The organism is Pseudomonas sp. Irchel s3b6, from assembly GCF_900187415.1.
In the GTDB taxonomy this organism is placed as follows: domain Bacteria; phylum Pseudomonadota; class Gammaproteobacteria; order Pseudomonadales; family Pseudomonadaceae; genus Aquipseudomonas.
The window spans coordinates 490,865-497,380 of the sequence record NZ_FYDM01000004.1 but is presented as its reverse complement, the minus strand read 5'-3'; the positions used below and the strand labels follow the sequence as shown (position 1 = coordinate 497,380).

Below are 6,516 nucleotides of genomic sequence, written 5' to 3'. Positions count from 1 at the left end.
CAGTTACGGATCGTCGCCTTGGTGAGCCATTACCTCACCAACTAGCTAATCCGACCTAGGCTCATCTGATAGCGCAAGGCCCGAAGGTCCCCTGCTTTCTCCCGTAGGACGTATGCGGTATTAGCGTCCGTTTCCGAGCGTTATCCCCCACTACCAGGCAGATTCCTAGGCATTACTCACCCGTCCGCCGCTCTCAAGAGATGCAAGCACCTCTCTACCGCTCGACTTGCATGTGTTAGGCCTGCCGCCAGCGTTCAATCTGAGCCATGATCAAACTCTTCAGTTCAAACATCTTTGGGTTTTTAAGAAACCCTAAACTTGGCTCAGCAATCGTTGGTTACATCTTTGATTTCTCGCGGAGTAACTTGTGATGCTGATAATCTTGTTGACTATCAGTCTGACTGCACAAGCACCCACACGAATTGCTTGATTCAGTTGTTAAAGAGCGGTTGGTTAAGATCTTTCATCTCAACCGAGCGGCGCATTCTACAGCAGCCTCTGTTGCTGTCAAGTGGTTATTTTCAGAAGTTTTCAAAGAATCCTTTGCAACTTCAACCACTTGCGCTTTCGATCTCTCGTCAGCGGGAGGCGGATTCTACAGCGTTACACACTGCTGTCAACACCTCTTTTTCAACTTCCTTTTGGCTTCGATGACCTGAAGTAACCCGCTGCCGAAAACTTCATAACTCATTGTTTACCAAGGAGCTTTCCGTTTCGACTGCGCCGGAAGTGGGGCGAATTATAGACAGATAAAATTCGCCGTCAACTGCTAATTTCATAAAACTGTCATATTGATCAAATACACCCGAAAACACGAAGGCCGGCCCTCCTCTTCCATAAGAGAGGGGCCGGCCTTCTACCCTTCTACTTACAAGCTAGGGAATGCGAACTGCGACGCTTCATGGCTGGCACGCTGTGGCCAGCGCTGGGTGATCGCCTTGCGACGGGTATAGAAGCGCACCCCATCCGGGCCATAGGCATGCAGGTCGCCAAACAGCGAACGCTTCCAGCCGCCAAAGCTGTGGTAGGCCACAGGCACCGGCAATGGAACGTTCACGCCCACCATGCCCACTTCGATCTCGTCACAGAACAACCGCGCTGCTTCACCGTCACGGGTGAAGATGCAGGTGCCGTTGCCGTATTCGTGATCGTTGATTAGCTGCATCGCCTCTTCCAGGCTATTGACCCGAACGACGCACAGTACCGGCCCAAAGATCTCTTCTTTATAGATACGCATCTCGGGAGTGACATTGTCGAACAGGCACCCACCCAGGAAGAAGCCTTCCTCATGGCCGGCAACGCTCAGGCCACGACCATCGACCACCAGGGTGGCACCGGCCACGACGCCGTCATCCACATACCCGCTGACTTTGTCGCGCGCCTGACCGGTCACCAACGGCCCCATGTCCAGGCCGCAAGAGGTGCCAGCACCGATTTTCAGTGCCTTGATCTGCGGCACCAGCTTGGCCACCAGGGCATCCGCCACCTGGTCACCGACGCACACGGCCACCGAGATCGCCATGCAGCGCTCGCCACAAGAACCGTAAGCGGCCCCCATCAGTGCGCTCACGGCATTGTCCAGGTCCGCATCCGGCATCAGCACCGCGTGGTTCTTCGCGCCGCCCAATGCCTGAACACGCTTGCCGCGCTTGGTGCCTTCGGCATAGATGTACTCGGCAATCGGCGTCGAACCGACGAAGCTCAAGGCTTTGACTTCCGGCGCTTCGATCAGCGCGTCCACCGCGGACTTGTCGCCATGCACCACGTTCATCACGCCTTTTGGCAAACCGGCTTCCAGCAACAGCTGTGCGATCAGCAGCGTCGAGCTTGGATCACGCTCGGACGGCTTGAGGATGAAGCAGTTACCGCAGACGATCGCCAGCGGGTACATCCACAGCGGCACCATGGCCGGGAAGTTGAACGGCGTGATACCGGCCACGACGCCCAGCGGCTGGAAGTCGGACCAGGCATCAATGTTCGGGCCGACGTTACGGCTGTATTCGCCCTTGAGGATTTCCGGAGCGGCACAGGCAAATTCGACGTTCTCGATCCCGCGCTTCAGTTCACCCGCTGCATCCTCCAGGGTCTTGCCATGCTCTTCGCTGATCAACTGCGAGATGCGCGCTTCGTTCTGCTCCAGCAATTGCTTGAAGCGGAACATCACCTGGGCCCGCTTGGCCGCCGGCGTGTTGCGCCAGGCCGGGAACGCTGCCTTGGCGGCATCGATGGCCTGTTGAATGGTTTCGCGACTGGCCAATGGCACTTTATGGATCGGCTGGCCGGTGGACGGGTTGAACACGTCAGCGCTGCGACCGTGGTCGGTCACCAGTTCACCATTGATCAAATGCGGGATGAGGCTCATGCGGGGCTCCTGAAAAATTGTCCACACGCGCCCGTCACCGGGCGCCTGCTGTTTGTACTTATATAGAAGGAGGAATCAGTCGATCTTGTTCAGCACTTCGCCGACCGCGTCGAACAGACGATCGAGGTCTTGCGGCTTGCTGTTGAAGGTTGGGCCGAATTGCAGAGTGTCGCCGCCAAAGCGCACATAGAAGCCGGCTTTCCACAGCGCCATGCCTGCCTCGAATGGGCGCACGATTGCATCGCCGTCGCGCCCGGCAATCTGGATTGCACCGGCCAGGCCGTAGTTACGGATGTCGATGACGTTCTTCGAACCCTTGAGGCCGTGCAGTGCATTCTCGAAATGCGGGGCCACCTCGGCCACGCTCTGCACCAGGTTTTCCTTTTGCAGCAGGTCGAGTGCCGCCAGACCAGCGGCGCAAGCCACCGGGTGCGCCGAGTAGGTGTAGCCGTGGGGGAATTCCACTGCGTATTCCGGCGTCGCCTGGTTCATGAAGGTCTGGTAGATCTCGGAGCTGGCAATGACCGCGCCCATCGGGATGGCACCGTTGGTCACTTGCTTGGCAATGCACATCAGGTCCGGGGTCACGCCAAAGCTGTCGGCACCGAACATCGCACCGGTACGGCCGAAACCGGTGATCACTTCGTCGAACACCAGCAGGATGTTGTGCTGATCGCAGATTTCGCGCAGGCGCTTGAGGTAGCCCTGAGGCGGCACCAGCACACCGGCGGAACCGGCCAGTGGCTCGACGAACACTGCCGCGATGTTCGACGCGTCATGCAGTTCGATCAACTTGAGCAGCTCGTCAGCCAGGGCAATACCGCCCTGCTCCGGCATGCCGCGGGAGTAGGCATTGCTGGCCAGCAACGTGTGCGGCAGATGATCGACGTCCATCATTGCCTGGCCAAACAGCTTGCGGTTGCCGTTGACGCCACCCAGGCTGGTGCCGGCGATGTTCACACCGTGGTAGCCACGGGCACGACCGATCATCTTGGTCTTGGTCGCCTGGCCTTTCAGACGCCAGTAGGCACGAACCATCTTCACCGCGGTATCGGCGCACTCGGAACCGGAGTCCGTGAAGAACACATGGTTCAGGTTGCCCGGCGTCAGCGCGGTAATTTTCTCAGCCAGCTGGAACGACAGCGGGTGACCGTACTGGAAGCCTGGCGAGTAATCGAGGGTGCCCAGTTGCTTGGCCACCGCCTCCTGGATTTCCTTGCGGGTATGCCCGGCGCCGCAGGTCCACAGACCGGACAGCGAGTCATAGACTTTGCGCCCCTTGTCGTCGATCAGCCAGCTGCCTTCAGCCCCCACGATCAGGCGCGGGTCACGCTGAAAGTTGCGGTTGGCGGTGTACGGCATCCAGTGAGCATCGAGCTTGAGCTGGCTGGCCAGGGATGTCGGGGCGTTTTCAGGCAAGTTCATGGGCAAAACCTCGCAAGGCAAAAAGCGGCGTAGGGATTAAAAAGCGCTGTTGCAGCTAAATTGCCACGGGGATAAAGTCTGTGAAATCCAACTTTTATAACCTTCAGTCAGCCACCCACTAAACTTTTGAGTAAGCCACATGAGCAGCCGTCGACCCGATCCACTGGCGCAAGTCAGCGACTTTGATATCCGCCTGCTACGGATCTTTCGCAGCGTGGTCGAATGCGGTGGTTTCTCCGCGGCCGAAAGCGTGCTCGGCATCGGTCGCTCGGCCATCAGCCAGCAGATGAGCGATCTCGAACAACGCCTCGGCCTGCGCCTGTGCCAGCGTGGCCGCGCAGGATTCTCACTGACGGAGGAAGGCCGTGAGGTCTATCAATCGGCGTTGCAATTGCTAAGTGCCCTGGAAAGTTTCCGTACCGAGGTCAACGGCCTGCACCAGCACTTGCGCGGCGAGTTGACCATCGGCCTGACCGACAACCTGGTGACCCTGCCCCACATGCGCATCACCCACGCCCTGGCGCAATTGAAGGAGCGCGGGCCGGATGTGCAGATCCAGATCCGCATGATCGCCCCCAATGAAGTCGAGCAAGGCGTGCTCGACGGCCGCCTGCATGTCGGCGTGGTGCCCCAGGCCAGTGCCTTGTCGGGTCTTGAGTACCAGCCGCTGTACAGCGAGCGCTCGCTACTCTATTGCGCCGTCGGCCACCCGCTGTTTTATGTCGACGACAAGCAACTGGACGATGAACGCCTCAACAGCCAGGACGCCATTGCCCCGACCTTCCGTTTACCAGCCGAGATCCAGGCCCATTACCAGGCGCTCAACTGCACCGCCAGCGCCTCGGACCGCGAGGGCATGGCGTTTCTCATTCTGACTGGACGCTACATCGGCTACCTGCCGGATCACTACGCCAGCCTGTGGGTCCAGCAGGGGCGCCTGCGCGCGCTCAAGCCCGACACCCGCTTCTATGACCTGAGCCTGGCATCGGTCACACGCAAGGGCCGACGCCCGCATCTGGTGTTGGAAAGTTTCCTGGAGAGCCTGGCGGCGACACGCTGACGGCCTGGAACTTGCGCGCCTGAGCGCTTTTGTCGCGACAAGGCTTGTCGGATTCCCGTGGGTGCGTTATCAACGCACAGGCGCCCCCACTGACCTGCCCGGAAACGTCCATGACCCTTGAAGTCCCTGCCCACGCCGGTAAACCCGCCAGCCGCATTCGCCAGAAAAACGAAGAAGCGATACTCAAGGCCGCCGAAGTCGAATTCGCGCGCCACGGCTTCAAAGGCACCAGCATGAACACCATCGCGCAGAATGCCGGGCTGCCCAAGGCCAACCTGCATTACTACTTCACCAACAAGCTCGGCCTGTACATCGCGGTGTTGAGCAACATCGTCCAGCTGTGGGACAGCACCTTCAACACCCTGACGGCCGAGGACGATCCGAGCGAAGCGCTGACCCGCTATATCCGCGCCAAGATGGAGTTCTCGCGCCGCCAGCCGCAGGCTTCGCGCGTGTTCGCCATGGAAGTCATCAGCGGCGGCGAATGCCTGACCGAGTATTTCGACCAGGACTACCGCGCCTGGTTCCTGGGCCGTGCACGCGTGTTCCAGGCCTGGATCGACGCCGGCAAAATGGACCCCGTCGACCCAGTGAACCTGATCTTCCTGTTGTGGGGCAGCACCCAGCACTATGCCGACTTCGCCACGCAAATCTGCCGCGTCACCGGTCGCAGCAAACTGACCAAACAGGACATGGAAGACGCCGGCAACAATCTGATCCGTATCATTCTCAAAGGCTGCGGCCTCACGCCTGCCATTTAAGACCCACGCCATGCCTTTTACCCTCGAAGGACTTTGCGAATATCGCGAAGAGATTCGCAAAAGCCGCTTCATTGCTCTCGCGGCGCCGATCACCACCGCCGCCGAGGCGCAGGCCTTTATCGAACAGCACAGTGACCTGAACGCTTCGCACAATTGCTGGGCCTGGAAACTCGCCGACCAATACCGCAGCAGCGATGACGGCGAGCCCGGTGGCACCGCCGGTCGGCCGATACTCGCCGCCATCGAGGCGCAGGACTGTGACCAGGTCGCGGTGCTGGTGATTCGCTGGTACGGCGGTATCCAACTGGGCACCGGTGGCCTCGCCAGGGCCTATGGCGGCAGCGCCAACAAGTGCCTGCAAGGCGCCGCGAAAATCGAGCTGATCAGCCGCGTGCCGCTCAGCTGTGCCTGTGGCTTCAGCGAGCTGGCATTGGTCAAGCTGCGCGTCGCCGAACTGGGTGGCCTGGTGGTGGACGAGACGTTCACCGCAAACGGCGTGGACCTGCAACTGGCCGTGGGCGAAACACAGATCCAGACCTTGCAGGAGCAATTGGCCGGCCTGAGTCGCGGGCGGATTGTGTTACAGCGCTGAACAACCGCCCGCCATGTTTTGGGGCAACGCGGGCATGCCAACTTCGCCAGCACTTGCCCACAGCCGCTGTGCACCCGACTGTGGATAACCTGAGCACACAGCGCTGTAACCCTTCTGACACGTGGCCTCGCGGAGATTGATCGTTTTTTGACCAGAATCATTTCAAACCTTTCAATTCCATCGAAAAACAATGGCTTGGAACGGTTTAGCACCTTTAGAACAAAGCCCTCCAGTGCTTATGCCCAGGCCTTTGGCTTGCGCACAATTACTGTGGAGCAACCTGTGGATAACCCGTTCATGCCTCGCGCAGTGGCAT

General features: G+C 59.4%; 5 protein-coding genes and 1 rRNA gene. 3 read left to right on the top strand and 3 right to left on the bottom strand.

Annotation, left to right across the window (positions count from 1 at the left end):
• From CKW07_RS10660 to CKW07_RS10645, 3 genes are all read right to left on the bottom strand, one after another.
• Positions 1-286, bottom strand: a 16S ribosomal RNA gene (locus CKW07_RS10660); the annotation flags it as partial.
• A 582-nt stretch (positions 287-868) separates the two neighbouring features.
• Positions 869-2,362 (bottom strand): CoA-acylating methylmalonate-semialdehyde dehydrogenase, encoded by a 1,494-nt coding sequence (locus CKW07_RS10650; RefSeq protein ID WP_095144858.1) that lies wholly within the window; start codon positions 2,360-2,362, stop codon positions 869-871.
• A 75-nt stretch (positions 2,363-2,437) separates the two neighbouring features.
• Complete coding sequence (locus CKW07_RS10645; RefSeq protein ID WP_095144857.1) at positions 2,438-3,787, bottom strand: aspartate aminotransferase family protein; 1,350 nt, start codon at positions 3,785-3,787, stop codon at positions 2,438-2,440.
• Positions 3,788-3,926: 139 nt separating this feature from the next.
• On the opposite strand from CKW07_RS10645, the gene CKW07_RS10640 reads away from it, so the two are divergent.
• The 3 genes from CKW07_RS10640 to CKW07_RS10630 all read left to right on the top strand — a co-directional run bounded on the left by CKW07_RS10640 (position 3,927) and on the right by CKW07_RS10630 (position 6,200).
• On the top strand, positions 3,927-4,847 hold the full coding sequence (locus CKW07_RS10640) for a LysR family transcriptional regulator (protein ID WP_054594143.1): 921 nt from the start codon (positions 3,927-3,929) through the stop codon (positions 4,845-4,847).
• A 110-nt stretch (positions 4,848-4,957) separates the two neighbouring features.
• Positions 4,958-5,608: a TetR/AcrR family transcriptional regulator gene (locus CKW07_RS10635; RefSeq protein ID WP_095144856.1), complete on the top strand. Its 651-nt coding sequence runs from the start codon at positions 4,958-4,960 to the stop codon at positions 5,606-5,608.
• Between the two features lie 10 nt (positions 5,609-5,618).
• On the top strand, positions 5,619-6,200 hold the full coding sequence (locus CKW07_RS10630; RefSeq protein ID WP_095144855.1) for a YigZ family protein: 582 nt from the start codon (positions 5,619-5,621) through the stop codon (positions 6,198-6,200).
• The last annotated feature ends 316 nt before the right edge of the window (positions 6,201-6,516 follow it).